Origin of the sequence: Stutzerimonas sp. Brlt_14, assembly GCF_051948915.1 — a bacterium.
In the GTDB taxonomy this organism is placed as follows: domain Bacteria; phylum Pseudomonadota; class Gammaproteobacteria; order Pseudomonadales; family Pseudomonadaceae; genus Stutzerimonas; species Stutzerimonas stutzeri.
The window spans coordinates 534,387-559,641 of the sequence record NZ_JAYJLM010000003.1; the positions used below are offsets into that span (position 1 = coordinate 534,387).

Below are 25,255 nucleotides of genomic sequence, written 5' to 3' on the forward strand. Positions count from 1 at the left end.
CTCATTTCATCCCTGAAAAGGTGGAACCGCCGGCATCCATGTCCAGCGAGCGGTAGGGTTGCAGCACGGCCTCGCGTTGTTCGCCGAGCACCCAGGCGAAGCCGCCGTAAATCACCCCGAGACAGACCAGGGTAAACAGCGCCACCATCCACCAGGGCACGATGCGCACCAGACGTCGGCGGGTGTCCTTGAGGCCTTCCCAGTGCGGCGACAGCTCACGCGGTATATCGCCGCGCATCTGGCGAATCTGTCGGTAGAGGCTGTCGCGTACCGCTTCCAGCTCGAGCATGCCGCGCGGTAGCACGCGATACTTGCCCTCGAAGCCGAGCGACAGGCAGAGGTACATCAGCTCGAGCATCGGCAGGTGCTTGACCGGGTTGCGCGACAGCCGCTCGAGCAGCTGGAAGAACTTCTCGCCGCCGAAGGTCTCGTTGTGGAAGGAGGACAGCAGGCTCATCTGCGACCATTCGCTTTCGTTGCCCCAGGGCGTGGTCACCACGGCCTCGTCGAGCACAGTGCAGAGCACGTAGCGCGCCGCCATCACCTGGCTGCTTTCGGCACCGTCATGCAGCGCGCGATGCTCGAACAGCTTGATCGCGCTGCTCAACTGGCCGTGCAGGGCCTGCAGGTCTTCGCTTTCCAGGCTGTGCTTGAAGCGCACCACTTCCGACAGCAGCGGCGAGGCGGCGGCCACCAGCGGGTTGAGGCTGATGTTGAAGGTTTCCGCCGGGCGCAGGCGCGCGGCGTAGATCATCCGTTCCTCCAGCTGCTCGAAGCGCGGCGGGGTGTCGAAGTCGGTCAGCGGGCTCTGCGCCGGGGCGTCTCCTGCTCGATTGACGATGACCGTGCGGTCGTCCTGTCCGTAATCCATTTCCTCGATCATGTCGCTCAGTCCCTGACCGCCCAGAATTTCAGTTCGAGCCCGGCGAAGTCACCGGACACATGGAAGGCAAAGCCACCGGAACGCTCCAGCTGCGCCTGGTCCTCGGCACTGAGCTCCAGGGCGAAATAGGTTTTGCCGGCGTGGAAGGGGATCTGCCGCGGCGCCACCGGCAGCGGGTTGAGGCGGATGCCCGGCAGATGCAGGTTGACCAACTGACGGATGCGTTCCACCGGGCCGATCTTCAGGTGCGCCGGCAGCCGTGTGCGCAGGGTTTCCGAATCGCACTGGGCGCTGGCGGCGAGCACGAAGGACGCCGTGCCTAGCAGCTTGTGATCATGCAGCGGCGATACCTGGATGCCGTACTGACGCTGCTGCAGCAGCAGCTCGATGGCGTGCTGCTCGAGCACCATCGACAACACCTGGCGGATCGCGTCCATCAGCTTGCGGAAGCTCGCGCCCTGAGCACTGTGCTGGTAACGGCCATCCAAGCGCGGGCGCTTGCTCTCGCTGGAGAAGGTCGCCAGCTCGCCGAGCAGGCCAAGCAGATCCCGGTAGATCTGCTCCGGATGCACCTGCTCCACGCCCAGGTAGTGGCGCAGCACCGGTTCGTGACGGTTGATCAGCTGCAGCATCATGAAGTCGCCGACCTCGGCGCCACCCACCTTGCCGGTGGCGCTGATTCGCTCGGCAAGGGTATCGCCGCGGTGGGCGAGCATGCTGATCACTTCCTTCAGGCAGGACAGCAGATAGGCGGAGGTCTGGAAGTTGACATAGGTGGGGATGAACTCGGGGTCGAGGCTGATGACCCCGTCCGGCGTGGTGTCCAGCACCTCACACAGCTGCAGTTTCACGTAGGCCTGGTCGCTCTGCTGCTCGCCCAGCAGCAGGCGGAAATCTGGCAGACCGGTGCTGACCTGGCTCGTGCTGCTGTCGCCGGCATTGGAGTCGGCGACGTCCAGTTCGTGGGCGGTATAGCGCGCCAGCACGTCCTTCTGCTCGGGCCGGCGGGTTTCGATGTGGTTGCCGGTGACCAGCGGCAGCGCGAGATAGACCGGAGTGCTGCCGGTATTCGGCGGGATGTCCAGAGCCAGAGGCTCGCGCTCGCTGCCCAGCTCGAACAGGGTCCCGTCCGGGAGGATGCCGCTGGCCTGGCTGAGCACCAGCTTGCCCATGTTGAGGAACTGGCGGTCGATCTCCAAATTGAAGAATCCCCAGGCATGGCTGCTCAGCTTCTGGGTGCGCGCCTTGAGTTGGTGATCGTAGTATCGATCGCTTTGCTGGAAGTGCTGCGGGCGCAGCAGCATGCCTTCCTGCCAGACAACCTTGTGCAGGCTCATGCTTATTTTCCTTCTTCGGCGAGCGGGTCGAACAGCGCGATGCCACGCTCATCCAGGCTCAGGGCGATGCGGGTGCGCTCTTGCGGCGGCACGGCGATGACGTAGCGCCAGCTGGCTTCCGGCAGGTCGCGGTAGGCGGCCAGCACGCCGACGTAGCGGCTGCCGTCCTGCACGGAGAGCTTCAGCTCACGGCTTTCGCCGGGACGCAGTTCCAGTTCCTCGGAGGTCACCAGGTCCGGCGCCAGTGCTTCCTTGGGCCGCTGGTAGAGTGCGAAGAAGTCGCCGTTTTCGAACGCCACCGGATGCTTGAGCTCCAGCAGGCGCAGCACGATCGGCGAAGGCCGGCCGTTGAGGTCGGGGTTGAGACGGTCGCTGCCGTGCAGCTCGAGGTCCAGCTTGGTCAGCTTGGAGTACGGCGACAGTGCCGAGCAGCCGCCCAGCACGAGCAGCGAGGCCAGCATGGCCAGGGTGATGCGACGAGGCATGGGATCATCCTTGATGGGTTGAATCGAGCGTGGCGATCAGGCGCACCTGCTCCTCATAGGTCTTCGCGAAGTCGCGGGCGAACAGGCGTTCGCTCCAGTCGGCATCCTGGCCGAGGCTGTGATGCAGGCGGCGATAGGCACGCCAGCGACTGCCGGCGGTGGCGAGCAGGGGTTTGCGGCCTTCGCGTTCGAAGCGCAGCGCCAGCTGCTCCGGCGCCAGCTGTTCGAACATCGCGTGAACGGCGGCGCGGCTGGCCGCCAGCAGTGCCACCTGATGCGCCTGCAGATCACGAAAGGCGCGGCCGACGGCCTGTTCGGCGCTGAGCTGGCCGGGTTTGCCACCACGCAGCAGGCCGTTCAGGGCCTCGCTCGCATCGGCGCTGTGCTTGAGCGGGTTGTTGCCGGCGCTCTGCACGGTGGTCAGCGCCAGGCGCAGCTCGTTTTTCAGCTCGCTGCGGGTGCGCAGGCTCTGCTGCAGGCCCGCCACGCTCTGCTTGAGCAGGTGGGCAGCATTCAGTGCCAGCGCTTGCCGCTGGTCTTCATCCATACCCCCGAGATCGATTCCCAGTGCCTCGCCGAAGCGCTCCCAGAAGCCGGGTGGCAGACGTTCAGGCTCCGGTTCGCGCTTGGGTTCGGCTGCAGTCGGTGGCATGACCAGTTCCGGCAGCGGCAGGCTTTCGGTGTCGATGCGGGCGTAGTCGCGCTGCTGGGCCTGGCGTTGTGGTGCCACCAGCGTCAGGTCGAGGTCGTCGACTTCGGCGTAGATGCGCTCCTGTTGATCCATCGCGACCAGGGGATCGAGGTCGAGGAAGGCATCGTCGGGGATGATGGTGCCGGCCGGTTGCGGGCGGCCAATGTCGCCTTCGAACCGCGCCGGGTCCTGGATCAGCCGGGCGCGGATCTCGAAGTCGCCCAGGCAGTAGACGCTGCCATGCTCGATGCGTTGCGGCTGGCCTTTGACCAGGCTGGCGCCGCTGTCCTTGAGCTGGATGCCGTTGCTGCTGGTGTCGGTGAGAAAGAAGGCGCCGTCGCGGTAGCTGATCACTGCATGACGTCCGGAGAGGACGCGCTTGCGGTCGGGGATCACCCAATCGCAGCCCTCTGCGCGGCCGATCACTCCGCCGGCCTGTTTGAAGGTTTTGGTGGTCAGCAGCCCGGGCACGAATTGCTGGGCGCCCACCATATCGAAGACCAGTTCCATGGTCGTGTCGCTCCTTGCGGTTACTTGCCGCGATTCAAGGCTTGCGGATCACCCAGCGGGCGATAGTGGTCATCGTCGAATCTGTAGTTGCCGGTGCAACCGGCGAGCAGCGAGGCGGCGATGAGCGAAACGAGGGCGTAATAGCGCACTGGCACGCGATTTCCTCCTTGAAGTCGTGTGTGGGGGCAAGGTGCGCATGGCGCGACCTGAGCGAGGCATTGAAGTTCAGTTGTCCCGCAAGCTCGGTGAACAGGTTCACAGAACACCCGACGGATGCGTCTAAAACGAGCGTGAGGTCAGGTTGAGGCGGCCCGGTGATGCCGCGCGGCAGGTTTAACTTGCGCCGACCGGCCGTTTGCTGGCAGGCGATCCGGTTAGGCGGACGGACCAGCAGAAACGCAAAAGCCCGCAGCGAGCGGGCTTTTGCGGAGCGCTTCGAAGGGGCTCGAAACGACTATCTAATATGGCGCATCCGGCGGGATTCGAACCCACGACCCCTCCTTCGGAGGCCAATGCGGTACAGAAATCTTGGTTGGCGACAAGCGTTCAAAAATGCCTCTAAGTGCCGTACTGCAAGGGTTTCGTATTTTACTGTGTCTTGCAGTTTAAGGCTAATAGAGACATCCGAGGGCAGTTACCCTTGGCACAAAAAACGAAATCCGGGATATCGATTTTTGACCACTAGCCAGACCCTGACGCGTCCTACCGTCGTCTCATTGAGCCTGAGTTCTGCTCGCGATCTGCAGCGATCATCGTAACTTAGTGGGGGGTTAATAGATCACTGGTACTTGGCGCTGCCCCCGCTCGCATCGGCGCGTGGAATGCACAATTACAGCCGTGCTGCGCCTGAGTTCGCACAAACCTGCTTTTTGTCCTGGGCTGTCACATTTGCGCAACCCAGGAATGTGGTTGGCCAGAGGCTAGCGGCCCTTGTCTATGCATGAAAGTCTTTGCTCCTTGCAGGAGGCAATGGCAGAGCGTCACGCACCGGGATTCGCGGGCAGCAGGCTGGGTAGTCAGCTCACTCGTCATTGGCGTTTATCTCGGCAGAGATTTTGCCAAACGACTCCCAATGGCCAGCCAGTTCATCAACGCGATCAGGAATGCGCGGAGTCTTACTGAGCACCAGGCAACGGGTGGTGCCTACATATTCCTCAAGCAGGTAGAGCGTGCTTCCAACATCAACTCCCATTTCCTGCAGAACGTCGTCGGGCAGGCGAATGGCGCCATCGCCTTCCCAGTCTTCGATCACCAGATGATGTTTCATCGCGACTCCAGAAGCCGGTTGGATGAGGTGTCCGCAAGGGGAGGCGGCGGCAGGCCGCAGCCAACTAAGTCCTGCGGCGCAGGCTGGCAGCATAGCAAAGAGCGGGTAGGCTCAGAGAGTGGTAACGAACGCGCCGATCCAGCCACTGCTGCCGGCGGGCGAAAACTCACCCAAGCAGCTCAACTGCGCGAGCACCCGGAATGGGACGTCAGGCATGCGCACAATCGATTCAGGCCACGAACAGAGCACCAAGCACTTATCCGCTGCACGGCGCGCCAAATGACGCTACAATCATGCCATATGTCGCATGTGGAGAATACGCTATGGTTTCCGCCGACACTCGCACCCGCAAGCCAGCACCTGCCGCTCGTAGGCCAACGGAATATCTTTTCCAAAGTGACTCTGACCAGCTCAGTCCGGTCATGGTCTACAGGCTCACGGTCAAAGGCTTCGACCTGAAAGACGTGCAAGACATGCTTGCGATTTCTGATTTGTATTCGACGAAGAAGATCATGAGTCGCATTGTGGGCAAGTCCATCAGGACGATCCAGCGCCAGGGCAGCAAGCAACCAGCACACCTCAATTCCCAACAGAGCGCTGTGGCGTTCCAGTACGCGAAGGTGCTGGAGCACGCGATCAATGTGTTCGGCACTCAGAAGCTGGCCGAAGAATGGCTAGGGCGTCCTTGCAAGTATCTGGACGGCGACGTGCCGCTGGACGTTATCGACAACCCGGTGGGGTTTCAGGCCGTCGAGGATTATCTGGAGCGTATCGAGTACGGGGTCTATCAGTGAACCCGCTTCCCTGGTCTGGCTCATGGTACGCATGGCGCCTTGACCGCGAGCTCTACAAGGACACCTGGGACAGTGGCATTGGTGCCCACAAGCTGGGTGGCCGCTGGAATCGACCGGCGAGGCGGGTATCCAGAGCCGCTACGACGTAGCGCTGGGCGTATCCTACGAGCTGGACGCCTTCGGCCGCATCCGCAGCCTCAGCCGCGCGGCGCTGGAGCAGTACCTGGCCAGCGAAGAAGCCCAGCGCAGCGTGCACATCGCTCTGGTCGGCGACGTCGCCACCGCCTATTTCGCCTGGCGCACCGACCAGGCGCTGCTGGAGCTGAGCGAGGCCACGCTGGAAAGCTACCGGCAGAGCCTGTCGCTGATCGAAGCCAGTGCCGAAGCCGGCACTGCCTCGGAACTGGACGTGCGCCAGGCGCGCACGCTGGTCGATCAGGCGCGTACGCAGAAGGCGCTGTACACCCGGCTCATCGCCGAGGATGTCAACGCCTTGCGCCTGCTGCTGGGCGCGGCGATTCCGAACGATCTGCCGGCAGGCGGCAAGTTGCAGATGGATACGCTGGCCGATTTCCCCGCCGGGCTGCCGGCCGATCTGCTGCTGCGTCGCCCGGACATCCGCGCCGCGGAGCACCGCCTGCTGGCCGCCAACGCCAATATCGGCGCGGCACGCGCGGCGTTCTTCCCGAGCATCAGCCTGACCGGCAGCGCCGGCACCGCCAGCAGCGAACTGGACGGCCTGTTCGACGGCGGTTCCGGGGCCTGGAGTCTGGTCCCGCGGATCAACCTGCCGATCTTCACCGCCGGGCGGTTGAAGGCCAATCTCGACTATGCCGAGATCCAGAAGGACATCCACGTCGCGGCGTACGAGAAGGCCATCCAGACCGCCTTCCGCGAGGTCGCCGACGGCCTCGCCGCGCGCGGCACCTACGACGAACAGGTACAGGCGCAGAGCGATCTGGTCGACAATAACCGCGCCTACTACCAGCTGGCCCGCCAGCGTTACGACGAGGGCGTGGATACCTACCTCACCGTGCTCGACGCCCAGCGCGAGCTGTTCGCGTCGCAGCGCCAGCTGCTCAGCGACCATCTGTTGCAGCTGAACCGCGAAGTCCAGCTGTATCGCGCCCTGGGTGGCGGCTGGAAGACGGACACGGCCGAGCGTTCGGCCGCGGGGGCTGATGGCCCCGCAACACTCACCATGAACTGAAGTAAGGAGTTCGTTTTGATCAATCGCATGATTCTGGGCGGCGCGCTGGCGCTGGGCCTGGCCGCCGGCCCCGTAGCCGCCGCTGAAGTCTCGGGCGCTCTGGGCGTCACCGGGCAGGGCGACATGACCTTCCGCGCCAGCCTGGCGCAGGCATGGGACAAGAGCTGGTGGCAAAGCGAAACCGGCCAGCTGAGCGGCTACTGGGACGCGGCCTACACCTACTGGGAAGGTGGCGACGACTATTCCGGCGCGCACTCGCTGTCGTTCAGCCCGGTGTTCACCTATGAGTTCAGTGGCTGGCGCTACACCCCGTACGTCGAGGCCGGCATCGGCGTCGCGTTCTTCTCCAAGACCGACGTCGGCGAGCAGCAGCTGGGCTCCTCGTTCAACTTCGAGGATCGCCTCGGCGTCGGCCTGAAACTGCCGGGCGAGCGCAAGGTCGGCCTGCGTGCCATGCATTACTCCAACGCCGGCATCAAGCAGCCGAACGACGGAATCGAATCCTACTCATTGTTCTACAACAAAGCCTTCTGATATCTGGGGCTTCTGCGCCGGACGGAGTCGCAACGTGGTAATCACCTTGCCGCAATTGTCCCTTATACCTAGTACGTTGTGTCGCAGCGATTTCGTCTGCGCGCTGCCCTCTGTGTTGTTCCCCCGCAATTACTGATCATTCGTGACCTGTCGCACCGCCGCAAACTGCTGGTGAGCTCGTCTACAACTTAGAGGCGGTAACCTGATGGACTACGGAATATCGTCCAGTCGCAATTGGCAGCACATCAATGAGATCCGAACTCAGAAAAATGCCTGCCGCATGGTGCCGGCGGTGGAAGGGCGCTATCCGGCCAAAACCTGCCCGTGGTGACAGTCGCAGTCGAACCTGGATTTCCTGCTTCTTTAGTGATGTAAGTCAATCATAATCGTGCCGGCGGGAATATCGCGGAACAGCCATCGCCCATCGGATAGCTTTTGCATGGCGCTGCCAGAGACCGGCCGCAGGCCAGTTGGCAACTCAAATACCAGATCTTTAATAGGCTCTTGCGCTTGGACGTTGAGCACAATTTGACCGCGTTGCGCCAGCACATCGACCTCGACTTTATCGCGTGCAGCCCACCAGCTGCCGTACTGGCTCATGGTTCCAAACCAGGCGAATGGTTTGAGTCGAGGAAGGATCTGCTCCAAGAAGCGGTACTTATGGTCAACTTCATTCGGGTGAAGCAGCATCACGTAACTTGCGCCATATCGGGCAAGCTTCTCGGCCAGCTCAACCGCCTCCTCGACTCGCTGATCCATAATCGGCGGTATCTCATCTTCAATCGCAATTGGAAACTCAAACACTGTCGTTTCATCGCTATACATCCGTTGCGTGTTTGTGCGAAACGGTAAGTGTGTGGTGAGGTTCCCTGCAGTTGCTGAACTCGAAAAGCGATAGCCCGATGCGGCCAGAGCCTCAGGGAGGCGAGGCGGTGTTGCTAGATAGCCGGGACGGAACGAGACCACCGAGCGACCGGTCAGTTGCTCCAACAAAAAGCGGCTCACCCTAAGCTCGCCCATCACCGTCGCACCTTGCGTATCGCCAAGAGCCCTAACCCTCGGCTGATAGGTCGGATATTGCTCGCTCCCATCACCAAGCGGAAGCGAGGCGTAAATGTCGGAATGGCTAACAGAGTGGCTGGCTATCTCCATACCAGCCGCCACCAAGGCATCCATCGCAGCAAGCGTACGGTCGTTGAAAAAACCTTCGTCCTGAAAGTCGCGGTAGTATTTTGTTTGTAGGAAAAAGGTTGCCGGTATTCCTTCCCGCACGAGCAAGTCCCGATAGGCAAGTAGATTGCCCATCGACTTGACGTAATCCACATCAAACGTCACGACCGCAGCCAGGCGTTGGCCTTGTGGCACAGAGCCAATCGTGACGGCTTGCGGTTCGTGCTGGCGATAGACAGCCCTGAGCCAGCGCAGCCATACGTCGACGGACGGCTCATAACCATTGGCATAGGCCCGGTAGCCTTGGTCATTACGATCGTTGTGCGCTCGCATGATGAAAAAGCCGAGGTCAAAACCCAACGCATATGCGCTGCCGCCTGCCTTGTTGTCTCCTCTGACCAAAGCGGCGGATCCGTCTTCGAACCTGGCCAAAACCTGCTGCGCATTCACATACGTTTGCGTGCCGATCCAACTTGTCGGCAGATCAGGCTGGCCAAGCAGTACTGTCTTTTCATGGGGATCGCTGATCCAGCCAAGGGCTGGCGCTTGTTCGAAGGTGATACTGTGGTGAGCTCGCGATTCCAAAGTCGTTTCGAAGCCAAACAGATCGTGTAGTCCGCCACCCAGCACTTGTGTGGCTATTAGAGTCCGTCCTGCTTCCACGTGGCGGCGCAGCGCTGTGCGCCCAGCATCGTCAAGGGTGCGTCCCGAAAGCAACGGATACACGAGGACGACGTTATGACGAGTAGCCTCGGCGACGTCATCGGTAATAGTGAACGGCACGCCGATACTTTTGAGGCCATGCGCCAGGCCGAGCCAAGCGGAATCCTTATCGGTCAACAAGATTGCAAGACGAGAAGGCTCTCCGCTGGCGAAGCGATTCCAGTCGGAACGCCCCTGGTCAGAGATATGGCTCACTTCAGTGGGCCCGTTTAGATCATCTAAGCGATCAAATGTGTTTCGCTCGATAAAAGCGGTAACGGCAACTATCAGCAAACTGACAAGAACTATAATGGCGATGGCACGTGCCAAGATGGCAGGCTTGTTTACGAACGGCACGAAGACCTCGTCGGTGCAAGTAGAAAATTAGCATCTTGGAGCAATGCGAGGCAGGAAACGTTAGAGCGGCAACCGGCTCCTGCTGCTTCCGGATCGTAGCTGTTTCGTTTATTAGCAATAGATTTTCATAGTTGTTGGCCGGTTGGATAATATTCCCACTCTTGCCAGTCGATACCCCCTACAGCCAGAGGCTGCAGCCTAGCCCGCCAAAAGCTGTCCTGCTCTTGAAGTAGAGCCTGTGCTGCGCCGCCCCAGGTTTCTTCAGGCGCAAGCTGAGGCTCTATGCTCTGCGCGAGTCGAAAGCGCACGGCCGGCCAGCGCTGAGCGATTTTCTCCGTGAGCTGGGCGCTGCGTTCAGCACTGCGGGTGTAGATCATCAAACTCACCTTACTAACACCGATGGAAGGTAGCTCACACGGAGCGCAAGGAAAGCCACCCATCTCCTCAGTAAACCAGCGGTAATGGCTCGATATTTCGACAGGCCAAGGACTAGCGGCTGCCACATGCTTTAGCGTGTCCAGCCATTCACGCACATGTTTCGCCGGAACCGGCCAGCCACGCTGCTCAACTTCCAGATCCAGATGAAGTGCTGAGAACGACACAGACTTCAATTTCCAAATGATGGCGATCAGCGAAGCGCGGTGCTCAGGCGCCATCCAGTCTGGATCACCCAAAAGCAGCACAGGCTCGAAGCCACGTTTTCTGAGCGTTATGGCAACCGCATCGAGCGTCCGCACAACTTCCGGTTGCGCTAATTGCTCGGCGCTCAGCCCGATATATAGACGTTGGATGCCCGTGCGGTCCAGGCGAGACAGCTCGTCGGTTCGAGTAGCAGGATTGAGCAACGCACGGCTATCCCAAATGTACACGCCCCGCCTCCAGGCCTGGGTAGCCTCGGGTTCAGCAGCGTTTACTTCCAGAAAGTGCAATTGCGCCGGTGACATAACCTCTGCTGGCGCAGCGAAAGCCAGGCAACTTAGCAAGCCGCACACTAGAAGCTGGCGCATTTGAAACTTCTTCGCTTTAAGGAGAACCCACCACGGTGCCATGGCTGATGATTCACGATCACGTCGCAGCATTTCATTGAGCATCGCAACCGCGCTCCAGCATCGAATGACAATATGAGCCACGGAAGATCTGGACGCCCCGCCACAGGCGTAGGTATCCGCGTAGCGATAGTTTTGCACCATGCGAATCTAACCGAGTGGCGGTTTCACGTTATCAACCAAAACCGTCACTAGTGACTAGGAAGTCTCAGGGGTACGAGTCGTCAAGAAGCCAGCGGACATTGAGGGGCAGCAAATCATGTGCCGAGACGAGGCTTCCAATCCCCGCCCCGCTAAACGGTATGTTGCATACAGCCAGCGCTGCAAGCGAACTGCATAGGTCAGCCCGTCCAGCTACACGGGTGGACACAATCTGCTTCGGGTCGATCGCTCTCAAGGACTGCTTTTGGCCGATTGCAGCCGCGTGAGCCAGGGTTGACAGTTGGATCCGGTTGAGATTGTTCCTGCTCGTATAAGGCCAGGGTACGATGGAGCTAGTGCTCACGCAGCTGCCGAGGCGCGGCATGTGAACAGGCCGGGCGGCACGGTTTAGGCACAAGATTGGCACAGCCCGAAAAGCCACTGATAAATGGCGCAGAGGGCAGTACTCATCGCGGCCATAGCGGCTGGCATGGGGGGAGATTTTGCGGGAGGAACCGATTCGGGTACCGAATCGGCGAAGCCTTAGGGAAAAGGCTTGTAAATCAAGGAGATATGGCGCACCTGGCGGGATTCGAACCCACGACCCTTGCCTTCGGAGGGCAATACTCTATCCAGCTGAGCTACAGGTGCGTATTTGTTGCAGAGACCTATTTGACCGCTAGCTTCCGAGCTTCTCAACCCGATGATCACTGCCTTCGGAGGGCAGTACTCTATCCAGCTGAGCTACGGATGCGTTGCGGGGGGCAATCATACGCATGTCGTTGACGGGCGTCCATGCTGGTGCGGCCGGCTGGATGCGCCCGGGTGCGGCTTTTTCGCAGCTGCCTGCGGCGGGCTCGGCTGATACCCTTGCGTGTCGCGGCCGGGGGCCGTGGTTGTTCGGATGGCAAGGGGATGGGGATGTCGGGCCATATCAAACTCTGGGACGCGCCGCTGCGGCTGTTTCACTGGTTGTTCGCCGGGGCGGTGATCGCCGCCATCGTCACGGGCTGGGTCGGCGGCAGTCTGATGCCCTGGCATGGCCGGCTCGGCCTGCTGGTGCTGGGGCTGCTGGTGTTCCGTCTGATCTGGGGCTTCGTCGGTTCGACGTACGCCCGCTGGCCGCGCATCTTCGCCGCGACGTTCGGTGTGAAGGACTATCTGCAAGGCAACTGGCGCGAAGCCGGGCACAATCCGCTTGGCGCATTCTCGGTACTGGCCATGTTGCTGCTGGTGAGCTTCCAGGTTGCCAGCGGGCTGATGGCGACCGACGACATCGCCTTCCAAGGCCCGCTCTATGCGCTGATCAGCAGCGAAACCGGCAGCGCGCTGAGCGGCCTGCATCGGCAGGCGAAGTGGCTGCTGCTAGTGCTGATCGGCATGCACCTTGCGGCCATCATCTATTACACGCTGGTGATGCGTCGGCCACTGGTGCGGGCGATGATCGCGGGACGGGCAGAGCGCGAGCATCCGACGCAGCAGGACGCGCGGGGCGGCTCGCTGCCCACCGCGGTTCTGGCGATCGCGCTGGGTGCGGCTTGCGTATGGGGTGTGCAGGCGGTGGGGGACTGGCTGAAGCCTGAGCCAGCGGCGGTAGCGCCCGGCCTGGACTGGTAAGCCAGCCGACCGGAAGGTGTCGGCTGGCTGCGCGCGATCAGTCGGCGCGGAACTTGTCGTGGCAGGACTTGCAGCTGCCGCCGACGTCGCCGAAGGCCTTCTTGATCGCGGCCTGATCACCTTCTGCGGCGACCTTGGCAAGCTGGTTGGCGGCGGCGGTGAACTTGCGGCCGATCTGCCCGGCCTCATCGAGGTTCTGGAAGAACTCAGGCTTTAGGCGGGTGGCCTTGCCCAGTTGCTCGGTGGTGGTGTCCGGGCTGTACAGGCTACCCATGCCAGAGTTGGCGATGGCGGCGATGGCATTGGCTGCGGCTGCCACCTTGGGCTGGTCGTAGGGCTCCTTGCCGTCGACTACCTGAGCCTTGATCTTGCCCATGTTCCACGACATGAACTGGTAGCCGGCCTGGCGGGTTTCGACCATCTCTTCCGGTTTCATCTGCGCCTGGACGGCAGTGCTGGCCAGCAGGACGGCGGCCACGGCGCCTGTCATCAATGCTTTCACGGTAACTCCTTATCGATCCTTGGTTGTTCGGCGGCTGTGCCGCTCGCGCGCAACTATACCCCGACCCGTACCCGGGTTTGGGTAACAAGGCGTGACAGGCCGCGCAGGCATCAGGCTGGTCAATGGCACGACAATGCCAAGCGCCATGAGCTTGCCGGCCGGCCGGCTGCGGTCCTAGCATGGTCGTTCGAAGTGCAATGCGGCGGCAGGAACCGGGCGGCGAAGGACGGTTCAGATGATCGTCGCGTTCGCCAAACTTTCCGCAGCGGGCCTGCCGCTACGATGCCCGAGGAGACTGCCATGCAACTCAAAGACACCGCGCTGTTCCGCCAGCAGGCCTATATCGATGGCGCCTGGGTCGATGCCGACAGTGGCCAGACCATCAGCGTGAACAACCCGGCCACCGGCGAGATTCTCGGTACGGTGCCGAAGATGGGCGCCGCCGAAACCCGCCGCGCCATCGATGCCGCCGAGCGGGCGCTGCCGGCCTGGCGTGATCTGACCGCCAAGGAGCGCTCGCAGAAGTTGCGTCGCTGGTTCGAGCTGCTGATGGAGAATCAGGACGACCTGGGTCGGCTGATGACGCTGGAGCAGGGCAAGCCGTTGGCCGAAGCCAAGGGCGAGATCGCCTATGCGGCGTCCTTCATCGAGTGGTTCGCCGAGGAAGCCAAGCGCATCTACGGCGACACCATCCCCGGTCACCAGAAGGACAAGCGCATCCTCGTCATCAAGCAGCCGATCGGCGTGACCGCGGCGATCACCCCGTGGAATTTCCCGGCGGCGATGATCACCCGCAAGGCCGGCCCGGCGCTGGCGGCTGGTTGCACCATGGTGATCAAGCCCGCCTCGCAGACGCCGTTCTCGGCGCTGGCGATGGTCGAGCTGGCCGAGCGCGCCGGGATTCCCAAGGGCGTGCTCAGCGTCGTCACCGGCTCGGCCGGTGACATTGGCAACGAGCTGACCGCCAACCCCAAGGTCCGCAAGATTTCCTTCACCGGCTCCACCGAAGTGGGCGCCAAGCTGATGGAGCAGTGCGCGCCGGGGATCAAGAAGGTGTCCCTGGAGCTGGGCGGCAACGCGCCATTTATCGTCTTCGATGACGCCGACCTGGACGAGGCGGTGAAGGGCGCCATGCAGTCCAAGTACCGCAACGCCGGGCAGACCTGTGTGTGCGTCAACCGCATCTACGTGCAGGACGGCGTTTACGACGCCTTTGCCGAGAAATTCCAGGCGGCGGTGGCCAAGCTGCGGGTTGGCAACGGCCTGGAGGAGGGCACTGACATTGGCCCGCTGATCGATGATCGCGCCGCCGCCAAGGTCCGTGAGCACATCGAGGATGCCGTCGCCCAGGGCGCAAGGCTGGTAGCCGGTGGCCAGGCGCACCAGATGGGTGGCAGTTATTTCGAGCCCACCGTGCTGGTGGACGTGCCGGACAGTGCCAAGGTGGCCAAGGAGGAAACCTTCGGCCCGCTGGCGCCGCTGTTCCGCTTCAAGGACGAGGCCGAAGCGATCGCCAAGGCCAATGACACCGAGTTCGGTCTGGCGTCCTATTTCTATGCTCGCGATCTGGGCCGGGTGTTCCGCGTCGCCGAGGCGCTGGAGTACGGCATGGTCGGCATCAACACCGGGCTGATCTCCACCGAGGTGGCGCCGTTCGGAGGGGTCAAGTCGTCCGGCCTGGGCCGTGAGGGCTCCAAGTACGGCATCGAGGACTACCTGGAAATCAAGTACCTCTGCATGGGCATCTGACGCCCCCTGCGACAGTCGGTCTCAGGGGCTGGCTGTCGCGTTCTCCTGCGGTCAGAATCGCGCCCCCAGCGGCGTGCCCATTTCTTGCGGAGCAGTCGTCGCCCTGGCCATCTGGCCAGGCTGTAGTGACCTGTTCAGCGAGTAATGCAGTGAGCGTCTCGGCCCAAGTCTCCTTCGTACTGGTCGCCTACAACGAACCGTGGCGGGCGGACCAGCTTTGTCAGCTGGTACGCGAGCTACGTCCCGGCATGCGCGTGCAACCGGCAGCCGATGGCCATGCTGCCCTGGCGGCGTGCCAGCGCCAGGTGCCCAGCCTGCTGATCGTCGATGGCGAACTGGACGGGCTTGATGGTCGGCAGCTCCTGCGCGAGCTGCGTCGCCATGGTCCGACCCAGCGCCTGCCCTGCGTGCTGATCAGTGCCCGTACCGATACCGCCAGCGTGCGCACCGTGCTGCCGCTCGCACCGGCCGCCTATCTCGGCAAACCCTACGATCTGGCTGACCTGCGCGAGCGCCTGGACAAGCTGCTGCCGCGTTCGGCGGGTCACGCCGGCGCGCCGCGCCGCGCCGCGCCGTGGTCGATGACCTCGACAGCTTTCTCGAACGCATGCGTCCGCACAATCGCGGCGCGCCGCTGCTGGAGACCGTGCTGAGTGCACTGCAACGCCTGCAGGGCGGCGATCAGGACTATGCCCAGCTCGAGGAGCTGCTGGCTCGCGATCCGCAGGTGACGGCGCGGCTGATCAGCGTCGCCAGCAGCGCAACACAGCCGCCGAAGTCCTGTCTGAGCCTGGCGCAGGCGCAACGGCAGCTGGGCTTGGCGCGCAGTCTGCAACTGGTGACCGAGCTGGCTCTGCAGCACAACGCCCGGCTGGTCGAGCCGCGTCTCGCCGAGCTGGCGGCGCAGCTCAGCGCCCAGGCCCTGCGCACGGCGCGTCTGGCGAGCTGGTTGGCACGCCAGCTGAAGTTGGATGTCGAGCTCTGTTTCAGCGCCGGGTTGCTGCAGAACATCGGCGAGCTGGCGCTCCTGCGCAGCCTGCAAGAATGGCTCGACAGCGGCGGCGCGCTGGATGAGGCGCAGCTGCAGCGCTGCCTGCGTGAGCGTGCAGCCGGCTTCGGCTCGGCGCTGCGGGCGCAGTGGGCGCTGCCACTGGAGCTGCGCCAGGTGATCAGCGCCTACTACGCGCTGGGTGCCGGTGTACTGCGCCGCGAAGCGCTGGCGCTCAACCTGACGCGGCTGCTGATCGAACTGCCCGCCGATGCCGAGCCGGCCAGTCTGGCCGGCGAGCGGACGGTGCGCCTGCTGCGCATCGATCCTGATCTGCTGGCGCGCGCGCCTCGCCATGCCGTCGCGGGCTAACCTGCGTCTGATCCGACATTCCCTGTATTGATAGCCGCGACCGATCGCCCCTGGGTCGCGCACCATCCCTTGTCTGGCGCGGCTCTGCGCCTTCTTTTCGCTCGAATGCGCTGGCCGTGTGGTGCTATCGACACGCGGAAATGAGTCATTTATTCTGCAGTGCGAAACATGATTCCGTGAAATTACAATTCCAATCAGCATTTCACACAGCGGAGGCCAGTCATGACAGATGTCGTACGGCTCGAAGTTCAGGGCGATATCGCGCTGATCACGGTCAACAATCCACCGGTCAACGCTCTCGGCCAGTCGGTGCGCGAGGGGCTGCTGAAGGCCTTTCAGCGTGCCGAAGCGGACCAGCAGGTGCGCGCCGTGGCGCTGGTGTGCGAGGGCAACACCTTTATCGCCGGCGCTGACATCAAGGAGTTCGGCAAGCCGCCGCAGGCGCCGAGCCTGCCGGAGGTGATTGAGGTCATCGAAGGCTGCAGCAAGCCGAGCGTCGCAGTCATTCATGGCACCGCGCTCGGCGGCGGGCTGGAAGTGGCGCTGGGTTGTCATTACCGCATCGCGCGCAAGGACGCCAAGGTCGGCCTGCCGGAAGTGAAGCTGGGTTTGTTGCCGGGCGCCGGCGGCACCCAGCGGCTACCGCGTCTGGCCGGCGTCGAGAAGGCGCTGGAGATGATCGTCAGCGGCACGCCGATCAGTGCCGCCGAGGCGGTCGAGCACAGCATCGTCGACGAGCTGTTCGAGGGTGATCTGGTGAACGCTGGCCTGGCCTATGCCCGTCGTATGGTCGATGAAGGCCGCGCACCGCGACGCACTGGCGAGCAGACCAGAGGCCTTGAGGGCGCCGACAACGAGGCGCTGATTCGCGCCAAGCACGCCGAGGTGGCCAAGCGCATGCCGGGGCTGTTCTCGCCGCTGCGCTGCATTGCTGCGGTGGAAGCCGCCACCAGGCTGCCGCTGGCCGAAGGCCTCAAGCGCGAGCGCGAGCTGTTCACCGAGTGCCTGAATTCGCCGCAGCGCGGCGCGCTGATCCATTCGTTCTTCGCCGAGCGTCAGGCCGGCAAGATCGACGACCTGCCATCCGACGTCAAACCCCGTCCGATCAGGACCGCCGCGGTGATCGGCGGCGGCACCATGGGCGTCGGCATCGCCTTGAGCTTCGCCAATGCCGGGGTGCCGGTGAAGCTGCTGGAAATCAATGACGAGGCGTTGCAACGCGGCCTGCAGCGTGCCCGCGAAACCTACGCGGCGAGCGTCAAGCGCGGCAGCCTGACCGAGGATGCGATGGAGCAGCGCCTCGCGCTGATCGCTGGCGTCACCGACTACGGCGCCCTGGCTGATGCCGACGTGGTGGTCGAGGCCGTGTTCGAAGAGATGGGCGTCAAGCAGCAGGTCTTCGAGCAACTGGACGCCGTGTGCAAGCCGGGTGCGATTCTCGCCTCCAACACCTCGTCGCTGGACCTGAATGCCATCGCCGCCTTCACCAAACGTCCCGAGGACGTGGTCGGCCTGCATTTCTTCAGCCCAGCCAACGTCATGCGCCTGCTGGAAGTGGTGCGCGGCGAGAAGACCAGCAATGAAGTGCTCGCCACCGCCATGGCGATCGGCAAGCAGCTGAAGAAGGTCTCGGTGGTGGTCGGCGTTTGCGACGGCTTCGTCGGCAACCGCATGGTCTTCCAGTACGGCCGCGAGGCGGAATTCCTCCTGGAGGAAGGTGCCACGCCGCAGCAGGTCGATGGTGCGCTGCGCAACTTCGGCATGGCCATGGGACCGTTCGCCATGCGCGATCTGTCCGGTCTCGACATCGGCCAGGCGATCCGCAAGCGCCAGCGCGCGACGCTGCCGGCGCACCTGGATTTCCCCACCGTCTCGGACAAGCTCTGCGCCGCCGGCATGCTCGGGCAGAAGACCGGCGCCGGCTACTACCGCTACGAACCCGGCAACCGCACGCCGCAGGAGAACCCCGACCTCGCGCCCATGCTGGAAGCCGCGTCGCGGGAAAAGGGCATCGAGCGAAAGGCGCTGGACGAGCAGTACATCGTCGAGCGCTGCATCTTCGCGCTGGTCAACGAGGGCGCGAAGATTCTCGAGGAAGGCATTGCCCAGCGCTCCAGCGACATCGACGTCATCTACCTCAACGGCTACGGCTTCCCGGCCTTCCGCGGCGGGCCGATGTACTACGCCGACAGCGTCGGCCTGGACAAGGTGCTGGCGCGAGTAAAAGAACTGCACGCGCGTTGCGGCGACTGGTGGAAGCCGGCGCCGCTGCTGGAAAAACTGGCCGCCGAAGGCCGCACCTTTACCGAATGGCAGGCCGGGCAGTGAGCCCCGCCGACCTGCATTCCGAACGCACCATGAGGACCTTCCCATGAACGTCAACTACACGGCCGAAGAGCTCGCCTTCCGCGATGAAGTACGCGCCTTTCTGAAAAGCGAGCTGCCGGCGGACATCGCCACCAAGGTCAAGCTCGGCAAGCACATGTCCAAGGAAGATCACCAGCGCTGGCAGCAGATCCTGGTCAAGCGCGGCTGGTATGCGCCGGGCTGGCCGGTGGAGCTGGGCGGCACCACCTGGGGCCCGGTGGAAAAGCACATCTTCGACGAGGAGTGCTCCGCCTTCGGCGCACCGCGTACCGTGCCCTTCGGCGTCAACATGGTCGCCCCGGTGATCATCAAGTTTGGCACCCAGCAGCAGATCGACCATTACCTGCCACGCATCCTGTCCGGCGAAGACTGGTGGTGCCAGGGCTATTCCGAGCCCGGTGCCGGCTCCGACCTCGCCAGCCTCAAGACCCGCGCCGTGCGTGACGGCGACCACTACGTGGTCAACGGCCAGAAGACCTGGACCACCCTTGGTCAGCACGCCAACATGATCTTCTGCCTGGTGCGCACCGACCCCGAGGCCCAGCAGCAGCGCGGCATCAGCTTCCTGCTGATCGACATGAAGAGCCCGGGCATCAGTGTGCGGCCGATCATCACCTTAGACGGCGACCACGAGGTCAACGAGGTCTTCTTCGACAATGTCCGCGTGCCGGTGGAAAACCTTGTCGGCGAGGAAAACCAGGGTTGGACCTGCGCCAAGTACCTGCTGACCCACGAGCGCACGGGCCTGGCCGGCATCGGCTCGTCCAAGGCGGTGCTGGCGCACCTCAAGCGCATCGCCATGAAGGAAGTCTGCGACGGCAAGCCGATGCTCGAAGACCCGCTGTTCCGCGCTCAGGTCGCCGAGGTCGAGATGCAGCTGATGGCCATCGAGATGAGCACCCTGCGCATCCTCGCGGCGGCGAAAGAGGGCGGCGTACCCGGCGCCGAGTCGTCGATCCTCAAGATCAAGGGCACCGAGATCCGTCAGGCGATCACTCACCTCTTGCGCAAGGTCATCGGCCCCTACGCGTTGCCGTTCCTCGAAGAGGAGCTGCAGCTGGACTACGAAGGCGAGCTCTTGCACGCCGACTACAGCGCGTCGCTGGCCGGCGATTACTTCAACATGCGCAAGCTGTCGATCTTCGGCGGCTCCAACGAAATCCAGAAGAACATCGTCTCGAAGATGATTCTCGAGCTGTAAGGGGACAACGCCATGGACTTCAAACTGACCGAAGAGCAGCAGATGCTGCAAGACACCGCGGCGCGCCTGGTGCGCGACGCCTATCCGTTCGAACAGCGCGAGAAGTTCAGCGAGTCCGAGCTGGGCTTTTCCGCCGAATTCTGGTCGCAGCTGGGCGAACTGGGCCTGACCGCGGTGCCGTTCTCCGAGGACATCGGCGGCTTTGGTGGTAGCGGCGTGGAAACCATGCTGGTCATGACCGAGCTGGGCCGCGGCCTGACGCTGGAGCCGTATCTGCAATCGGTGATCCTCGCGGGTGGCCTGATCAACCAGCTCGGTTCCGACGCGCAGAAGCAGGACCTGCTGCCGCAGGTCGCCGCCGGTTCGCTGCAACTGGCGGTCGCGTTCGACGAGCCGCAGAGCCACTACAACCTCCACGACGTACAGACTAAAGCGGAGGCGGTCGACGGCGGCTATCGGCTCTCCGGACGCAAGGCTGTGGTCATCGGCGGGCACAGCGCCGGGCAGATCATCGTGTCGGCGCGCAGCGCCGGCGACAGTCGCGACGAAACGGGCGTCAGCCTGTTCCTTATCGATCCGAGCGCCCAGGGCGTCAGCCGTCGCGTCTACCCGACCATCGATGGGCGTAAGGGCTGCGACTTGTTCCTCGACAACGTGCAGGTGGGTGCCGAGGCGCTGCTTGGCGAGCTGGGTAGTGCCTTGCCCGCGATGCGCTACCAGCAGGGCCGCGCCATCGCCGCGCAGTGCGCCGATGCCCTCGGCAGCATGGATGAGGCCTGCAAGCTGACCCTCGATTACCTGAAGACGCGCAAGCAGTTCGGCGTGCCGATCGGCAAGTTCCAGGTCCTGCAGCACCGCATGGTGGACATGCAGACCGAGCTGGAGCAGGCCACCAGCATGGCGATCCTCGCCGCGACCTTTGCCGATGGCGAAGACAACGACGAGCGTAGCCGTATCATCGCCGCCGCCAAATACATCTGCGCCCGCGCGGCGCGCAAGGTGGCGGAGGAAGCCATCCAGCTGCACGGTGGCATCGGCATGACCTGGGAATACAACCTTGCCCATCACGCCAAGCGGCTGGTGATGATCGCCCACCAGTTCGGTGACGATGACCACCACCTGAAGGCCTATGCGAAGCTGATGCAGGTGGCCTGATCGCCCCGCCTGCAGCATGTAAAAAACCCGCTCTCAGGAGCGGGTTTTTTTTATGGCCCGATGGTTGTGCGAGGTTCGAGAGTTCCGAGGGTGGAGTGTGGGCGGGGTCGGGTCGGTGTCCCTGGGTGGATCGATAAGGCGTAATCCACTCCAGGGGCATGTCGGATCAGACCGGTTTGGGCTGCGCGTCGCTCCCCGCTGCGCTCTGCGGCTTCCATTCCTGCAAGCGATCCAGGCTGCCGCGGTAGTGCTTGAGCCCCATGCCGAGCAGGATCATCGCACCGACAAGGGCGATGCCGGTGACGATCAGCAGCGAATAGCGCAGGGCGTTGTCGTCGCCGAAGACGAAATCGGTACCCAGCGCCACCGCGGTCGGGCCGATGCCCAGGCCGACCATGGTGATGACGAACAGGTATACCGCCGACGCCTGGCCGCGCATGGAGTTGGGCATGATCTCCTGGATCGCCGCCGGGCCCACGCCGAAGGGCATGGCGATGGTGAAGACATGCAGGGCGATCAGCGCCAGCGCCAGTTCGCCGGTGCCGGCCAGGTAGGCGAGATTGAGCGGCAGGGTCAGGGCGGCGGAGATGATGCCCACGCGCAGTGGCGCGTCGCGATAACCGCGCCGGTGCAGCAGGTCCGACAGTCGCCCGCCGGCGATGATGCCGATCGAGCCGGCCACCGCGACGACCGAGCCGTAGAGCACGCCGACGTCGCTGGCCGACCAGCCGTAGGTGCGGATAAAGAAGGTCGGAATCCATGCCGAACTGCCATAGGCGGCGAAGGCCAGGCAGGCGAAGCCGAAGTTGTGGCAGAGCACGGTACGGCGGTTCTGGCGGATGTAGCCGGCCACTTCGCTCAACGGCACCTCGACGCCGGCGCCGACGCCCTTGCGCGATGGCTCGCGAATCAGCAGCAGGACGGCGGCGAAGAGCACACCGGCCGCGCCGAGCACGAGAAAGATCAGCTGCCACGGGCGCACCATGCCGAGCACCGGCAGTTCGACGTCGCCCTGTGCCGAGGCGAACTTGACCACCAGCCCGCCGAGCAGGAACGCCAGACCCGAGCCGATGTAGATGCCCATGGAGTAAACGCTCATCGCGGTACCGCGCAGCTTCGGCGGGAAGCTGTCGGCGATCAGCGAGTAGGCCGAGGGCGAGAGCGCCGCCTCGCCGACCCCGACGCCGATGCGGAACACGAGAAAGTGCCAGAAGGTCTTGGCCGTGCCGCATAGCGCGGTCATCAGACTCCAGACCAGCACGCCGATGGCGATGATGCCGCGGCGGCTCTTGCGGTCGGCCAAGCGCCCGATGGGCACGCCGCAGATGGTGTAGAACACTGCGAAGGAAAAGCCCATGAGCAGGCTCATGTGGGTGTCTGTGATATCCAGATCGCGGCGGATCGGCTCCACCAGCAGGTTGAGAATCTGCCGGTCGACGAAGGACAGCACGTAGGCGAGCATCAGGATCGCGACCGTCATCCAGGCGCGGGTGCTCGAGGGATAGCCGTTATTGTTGTTGTGCATGGCAAGCTCCGATTAGCGAGGGGGGCTGCTGCCCATCCTCACTTTTGTCGGAGATTTCCGATCCGGCAAGCGGAATAACTCTCACATATGTTTCGAAATATGCTTGATATGTTCCGCTCTGCGAAACTGCATCTGTGTCTATTACGCGACAGCGCCCTGCTTGTCTGCCACCAGTTCCGGTAGAAGATGCCGCGTCCAGAGGCTGTCGGCGAATTGCCGGCGGAAGAAGCCGAAGTGGCCTATGCGTGTGGCGCCGATTTCTGCCGGGGCGATGCGCTGCATGGTCTTTGGCGCCGAGCTGTAGAACCCGTGGAGGGATTCGGTGTTTCGCGCCGACATCATCTCGTCGTCGCTGAAGGACAGTGAGGTCAGCGGAGTCCGCACTGCGGCGAAGGCCTGACGCACGGGCTCGCCCTCGACACCGACCAGGTATTGCGGGTGCAGACACCAGCGTCGCCACTGGCGAATCACCCCGGCGGGCAGGTCGCCGACTGCGCCGATGCGACCGCCTGGGAAGTAGCCTGCCACCGCGGTCAGCAGGGGCGCCAGGCCATGCCAGAGCAGCCAGGCCTTGTTGCGGATCTGCGGGCTGTTCTCGCGCCAGTAGCCGCTGCCGGCGGCGATGGTGACGATGCGGGTCAGGCGTTCGTGGCCGTCGACCAGTGGCAGGATCTGCGCACCGACGCTGTGTCCGATCCAGTACAGATGCAACCCGCCGGCGACCTCGGCCGCCGCGGCGAGCACGGCGCTGCAGTCGTGACGGCCCCAGTCGAGGATGTCCACGTTCAGCTGCCGCAGCGGCATCCGACGCGAGCGCCCCATGCCCAGGTAATCGAAGGTCACCGCCAGGTAGCCCTGGCCGGCCAGCCAGTTGGCGAAATCGGTATAGAAGCGCTGCGGTACGCCCATTGCCGGGGCGATCAGCACGACGCCGGCTGGCTCCTGGTCGGGCTGGTACCAGCAGCTGGACAGGACATGGCCGTTGCCGTTGTCGATGAAGCGTTCTTCAACCTGTATCGTCGCCATCTTGTTGTTCTCCGCACTGTTGCGATTGCCACGTCGGTGCAGTATACGAGCAGTAGAAGATAATTCTAGAAAAATATTCTAGTCAGACGGGAGGCCGGATGGCCCGCAGTAGCCGCAAGCAGGAAATCCTTCAGGCCGCGCTCGCTTGTTTCACCGAATTCGGTGTCGAGGCGACGACCATCGAGATGATTCGTGATCGCTCCGGCGCCAGCATCGGCAGCCTCTATCACCACTTCGGCAATCGCGAGCGGATCATCGCCGCGCTGTATCTGGAGGGCATTGGCGAGTACGCCGCGCTGCTCGAGGCCGGGCTGATCGAGACGCTGGATGCCGAGGCCTGCGTCCGGCTGTTCGTCACCAGCTATATCGACTGGGTGGTGGCGAATCCGGACTGGGCGCGTTTCGTCCTGCACAACCGCGGGCGGGTCGAGGCGGGGGAAATGGGCGAGCAGCTACGCGAGGTCAACCGCGTGCATGGCGAACGGGTCGGAGCGATCCTGCGTCGGCATCGCGAAAGCGGGTCATTCAGACGCATGCCGGGCGACTGCTTCCTGGCAGTGGTGATCGGCCCCTGCCACGACATGGCGCGCAACTGGCTGGCCGGACGTTCGCGCACCTCGCTGGCCGACTGCCGCGAGCTGCTGGCGGATATCGCCTGGGTCAGCGTCAGGGCCTAATCAGGCGGGCAGGCTAGACGCCCAGGCTCTCGATATCGCGGGCCAGCATCTCCAGCTGATGCGCCAGCGAGCCCTTGAGGGTCTCCTCGCTGAGCTGGAACGACGGGGCACCGCAGGTCAACGCCATGATGCTGCCATCGGCCAGGTGCAGCGGCACGCCGGCGGCCATCACGTTGCGGTCCCAGTCACCCAGTGACAGGCAGAAGCCGTGCCGGGCGAACTCCTCGAACGAGGCCTGCAGGGAGTCGCGGATCGCCACCCAGCCCTCTCCATATTTGGCCGCCAGCGCCGCCATCAGGTGCTCACGCTCTTTTTCCGGGGTGGCGGCGAGAAAGGCGCGGCCGGCTGCGGTGGTGGCCAGCGGCAGACGCACGCCGGCGTCCATACGCAGGGTGGTGACCTCGGCCGGGCGGCAGTTCTCCACGTAGATCATCGACAGCCGGTCGCGGCAGGTCAGACCCACCGTGGTGTTGGTACGGCGGGCGAACTCATCCATGTACGGCTTGGCCAGCTGACGCACGCGCAGGTTGGAGACGTAGGCATAACCCAGCGCCAGCACGCCGGAGTCGAGCTGGTATTTCTCCAGCTGCTGGGAGTAGCTGAGGTAGCCGAGCTTGGTCAGGGTATAGGTCATGCGCGACACGGTGGGCTTGGGCAGCCCGGTGATGCGCGCGATGTCCTGGTTGCCCATCACCACCGAGCCGTGGGTGAAGGCGCGCAGCACGTCCAGCCCGCGGGCCAGGGCCTCGACGAACTTGCGGTCCTTGGGTGTGCCGGTGTCTTCGATGTCGTCGCTCATGGTCTCGGTCTGTCTGGCTAGTGGGCAGCGGTGGCGAACGATAGCAGATCGCCCGACGCCGGGCAGTGCGGCCATTGGCGATCATTGCGAGGGCAAAACCGTTCTACTACTATCGGATTCGACATCCAGTTTCGCACAGTAAAACAATAA

Annotated in this window: 20 protein-coding genes, 1 tRNA gene and 3 pseudogenes; 11 read left to right on the forward strand and 13 right to left on the reverse strand. The window is 63.4% G+C overall.

Features of this window, described 5'->3' with window-relative positions; translation table 11 throughout:
• Position 1: 1 nt before the first annotated feature.
• From icmH to VF716_RS09625, 6 genes are all read right to left on the reverse strand, one after another.
• Positions 2-883 (reverse strand): type IVB secretion system protein IcmH/DotU, encoded by an 882-nt coding sequence (gene icmH, locus VF716_RS09600; RefSeq protein WP_440552591.1) that lies wholly within the window; start codon positions 881-883, stop codon positions 2-4.
• A 5-nt stretch (positions 884-888) separates the two neighbouring features.
• Complete coding sequence (gene tssK / locus VF716_RS09605) at positions 889-2,220, reverse strand: type VI secretion system baseplate subunit TssK (RefSeq protein WP_197861507.1); 1,332 nt, start codon at positions 2,218-2,220, stop codon at positions 889-891.
• 2 nt (positions 2,221-2,222) lie between these two features.
• Positions 2,223-2,705, reverse strand: a complete 483-nt coding sequence (gene tssJ, locus VF716_RS09610; protein ID WP_014595380.1) for a type VI secretion system lipoprotein TssJ — start codon at positions 2,703-2,705, stop codon at positions 2,223-2,225.
• Positions 2,706-2,709: 4 nt separating this feature from the next.
• A complete protein-coding gene (tagH, locus tag VF716_RS09615) occupies positions 2,710-3,906 on the reverse strand; it encodes a type VI secretion system-associated FHA domain protein TagH (protein ID WP_256069313.1) in 1,197 nt (398 codons plus the stop codon).
• 20 nt (positions 3,907-3,926) lie between these two features.
• Entirely contained in the window at positions 3,927-4,028 is a 102-nt protein-coding gene (locus VF716_RS09620; RefSeq protein WP_419185018.1) for a type VI secretion protein, read from the reverse strand.
• A gap of 899 nt (positions 4,029-4,927) precedes the next feature.
• Complete coding sequence (locus tag VF716_RS09625; RefSeq protein WP_037045104.1) at positions 4,928-5,173, reverse strand: hypothetical protein; 246 nt, start codon at positions 5,171-5,173, stop codon at positions 4,928-4,930.
• 323 nt (positions 5,174-5,496) lie between these two features.
• Here VF716_RS09625 and VF716_RS09630 point away from each other — a divergent pair, with 323 nt between their 5' ends.
• The 4 genes and pseudogenes from VF716_RS09630 (at position 5,497) to VF716_RS09645 (ending at position 7,711) form a co-directional block, all read left to right on the forward strand.
• Positions 5,497-5,967, forward strand: a complete 471-nt coding sequence (locus tag VF716_RS09630) for an antitoxin Xre/MbcA/ParS toxin-binding domain-containing protein (protein ID WP_037045105.1) — start codon at positions 5,497-5,499, stop codon at positions 5,965-5,967.
• A pseudogene (locus VF716_RS09635) lies at positions 5,964-6,107 on the forward strand (RES domain-containing protein); the annotation flags it as partial. The gene VF716_RS09630 and the pseudogene VF716_RS09635, both read left to right, overlap by 4 nt.
• Positions 6,071-7,177: pseudogene (locus VF716_RS09640) on the forward strand (efflux transporter outer membrane subunit); the annotation flags it as partial. The pseudogenes VF716_RS09635 and VF716_RS09640, both read left to right, overlap by 37 nt.
• A 27-nt stretch (positions 7,178-7,204) precedes the next feature.
• Positions 7,205-7,711: an acyloxyacyl hydrolase gene (locus VF716_RS09645; protein ID WP_196456986.1), complete on the forward strand. Its 507-nt coding sequence runs from the start codon at positions 7,205-7,207 to the stop codon at positions 7,709-7,711.
• 363 nt (positions 7,712-8,074) lie between these two features.
• On the opposite strand, the gene VF716_RS09650 is transcribed toward VF716_RS09645, so the two are convergent.
• From VF716_RS09650 to VF716_RS09660, 3 genes are all read right to left on the reverse strand, one after another.
• The gene (locus VF716_RS09650) at positions 8,075-9,940 is read right to left on the reverse strand and encodes a polysaccharide deacetylase family protein (protein ID WP_043884803.1); all 1,866 of its coding nucleotides are present in this window, start codon (positions 9,938-9,940) and stop codon (positions 8,075-8,077) included.
• Positions 9,941-10,065: 125 nt separating this feature from the next.
• A complete protein-coding gene (locus VF716_RS09655) occupies positions 10,066-11,031 on the reverse strand; it encodes a hypothetical protein (protein WP_440552596.1) in 966 nt (321 codons plus the stop codon).
• A gap of 670 nt (positions 11,032-11,701) precedes the next feature.
• Positions 11,702-11,778 (reverse strand) — tRNA-Arg (locus VF716_RS09660).
• Positions 11,779-12,042: 264 nt separating this feature from the next.
• Between VF716_RS09660 and VF716_RS09665 the strand changes: the two genes are divergently transcribed.
• A complete protein-coding gene (locus VF716_RS09665) occupies positions 12,043-12,744 on the forward strand; it encodes a cytochrome b/b6 domain-containing protein (protein WP_017245862.1) in 702 nt (233 codons plus the stop codon).
• Positions 12,745-12,781: 37 nt separating this feature from the next.
• On the opposite strand, the gene VF716_RS09670 is transcribed toward VF716_RS09665, so the two are convergent.
• The gene (locus VF716_RS09670; protein WP_017245863.1) at positions 12,782-13,234 is read right to left on the reverse strand and encodes a c-type cytochrome; all 453 of its coding nucleotides are present in this window, start codon (positions 13,232-13,234) and stop codon (positions 12,782-12,784) included.
• A gap of 312 nt (positions 13,235-13,546) precedes the next feature.
• On the opposite strand from VF716_RS09670, the gene gabD reads away from it, so the two are divergent.
• The 5 genes and pseudogenes from gabD (at position 13,547) to VF716_RS09695 (ending at position 21,078) form a co-directional block, all read left to right on the forward strand.
• Positions 13,547-14,995 (forward strand): NADP-dependent succinate-semialdehyde dehydrogenase, encoded by a 1,449-nt coding sequence (gabD, locus tag VF716_RS09675; protein ID WP_017245864.1) that lies wholly within the window; start codon positions 13,547-13,549, stop codon positions 14,993-14,995.
• Positions 14,996-15,144: 149 nt separating this feature from the next.
• A pseudogene (locus VF716_RS09680) lies at positions 15,145-16,355 on the forward strand (HDOD domain-containing protein).
• A 222-nt stretch (positions 16,356-16,577) separates the two neighbouring features.
• The gene (locus VF716_RS09685) at positions 16,578-18,683 is read left to right on the forward strand and encodes a 3-hydroxyacyl-CoA dehydrogenase NAD-binding domain-containing protein (protein ID WP_197861209.1); all 2,106 of its coding nucleotides are present in this window, start codon (positions 16,578-16,580) and stop codon (positions 18,681-18,683) included.
• Between the two features lie 43 nt (positions 18,684-18,726).
• Positions 18,727-19,923 carry an acyl-CoA dehydrogenase family protein gene (locus VF716_RS09690; RefSeq protein ID WP_197861210.1) on the forward strand — a complete coding sequence of 399 codons (1,197 nt, stop codon included), beginning with the start codon at positions 18,727-18,729 and terminating at the stop codon, positions 19,921-19,923.
• A gap of 12 nt (positions 19,924-19,935) precedes the next feature.
• On the forward strand, positions 19,936-21,078 hold the full coding sequence (locus VF716_RS09695) for an acyl-CoA dehydrogenase family protein (protein WP_020309044.1): 1,143 nt from the start codon (positions 19,936-19,938) through the stop codon (positions 21,076-21,078).
• Between the two features lie 166 nt (positions 21,079-21,244).
• Here VF716_RS09695 and VF716_RS09700 read toward each other — a convergent pair whose 3' ends face one another.
• On the reverse strand, positions 21,245-22,603 hold the full coding sequence (locus tag VF716_RS09700) for a spinster family MFS transporter (protein WP_011911351.1): 1,359 nt from the start codon (positions 22,601-22,603) through the stop codon (positions 21,245-21,247).
• 141 nt (positions 22,604-22,744) lie between these two features.
• Positions 22,745-23,629 carry an alpha/beta hydrolase family protein gene (locus tag VF716_RS09705; RefSeq protein WP_053527745.1) on the reverse strand — a complete coding sequence of 295 codons (885 nt, stop codon included), beginning with the start codon at positions 23,627-23,629 and terminating at the stop codon, positions 22,745-22,747.
• A gap of 98 nt (positions 23,630-23,727) precedes the next feature.
• Between VF716_RS09705 and VF716_RS09710 the strand changes: the two genes are divergently transcribed.
• Positions 23,728-24,306: a TetR/AcrR family transcriptional regulator gene (locus VF716_RS09710; protein ID WP_014595393.1), complete on the forward strand. Its 579-nt coding sequence runs from the start codon at positions 23,728-23,730 to the stop codon at positions 24,304-24,306.
• Between the two features lie 13 nt (positions 24,307-24,319).
• Here VF716_RS09710 and VF716_RS09715 read toward each other — a convergent pair whose 3' ends face one another.
• Positions 24,320-25,105 carry an IclR family transcriptional regulator gene (locus VF716_RS09715; protein ID WP_049341657.1) on the reverse strand — a complete coding sequence of 262 codons (786 nt, stop codon included), beginning with the start codon at positions 25,103-25,105 and terminating at the stop codon, positions 24,320-24,322.
• Positions 25,106-25,255 lie beyond the last annotated feature (150 nt).